Genomic DNA, 524 nt, shown 5'->3' on the forward strand with positions numbered 1-524 from the left:
ATTGATGCTTGCATGCTCCAAGCGGGATTTCGCTATAAATATGATGTGGGGGGAGGCTGGTGTGGAAATCATAAAGCTGAAAACTTGCCCATTTGTCGTCCAGGCGCTGTTGTTCCACAGCGCAGTGTCAAGAAGCGCTTGAACAGCCCGTTTTGTAAAAAATATAAAAATAGTCGCAAATGCCAGCCTTAAGTTTTGCTGTTTGTGATGATTAACAATCCGCCATTCTTGCCTTCGCTTGGAATGGCGCGATTGTTTCCTCACGCACATTATTTAACGGATGAAGAACAACAGAATTTACAAAAAGGTTCTGATGGCAAGGTTCATTTTTTCCTCAATGGTATTCTTACAACACCCTATGAGGCGGCTGTTTATGCGGTTCAACATGCGAAGGATAAAAATGAACCGCTTTATTTTGTTGTGTTCCCAGACGCGGCAAGCAGGGGCTTAGCAACAAGATTCAAAGTATATAAAGATGTGTAAGGGCGTATTGATGTCTATAGCTTTTTATGATTCAATAAAAA

At 41.6% G+C, this 524-nt stretch carries 1 protein-coding gene and 1 pseudogene; both read left to right on the forward strand.

Translation table 11 applies throughout. From position 1 onward, the window contains the following. Positions 1-192, forward strand: a pseudogene (locus tag ACFIMA_RS09980) (hypothetical protein); the annotation flags it as partial. 15 nt (positions 193-207) lie between these two features. Beyond that, complete coding sequence (locus ACFIMA_RS09985) at positions 208-483, forward strand: hypothetical protein (RefSeq protein ID WP_375693482.1); 276 nt, start codon at positions 208-210, stop codon at positions 481-483. The last annotated feature ends 41 nt before the right edge of the window (positions 484-524 follow it).

Source organism: Bartonella sp. AP88HLJMH, from assembly GCF_042195605.1.
Lineage (GTDB): Bacteria > Pseudomonadota > Alphaproteobacteria > Rhizobiales > Rhizobiaceae > Bartonella.

What these genes read in the sequence shown, in the direction of transcription:
- ACFIMA_RS09985 (WP_375693482.1), top strand. Translation starts at nt 208, where the DNA reads ATGATTAACAATCCGCCATTCTTGCCTTCGCTTGGAATGGCGCGATTG.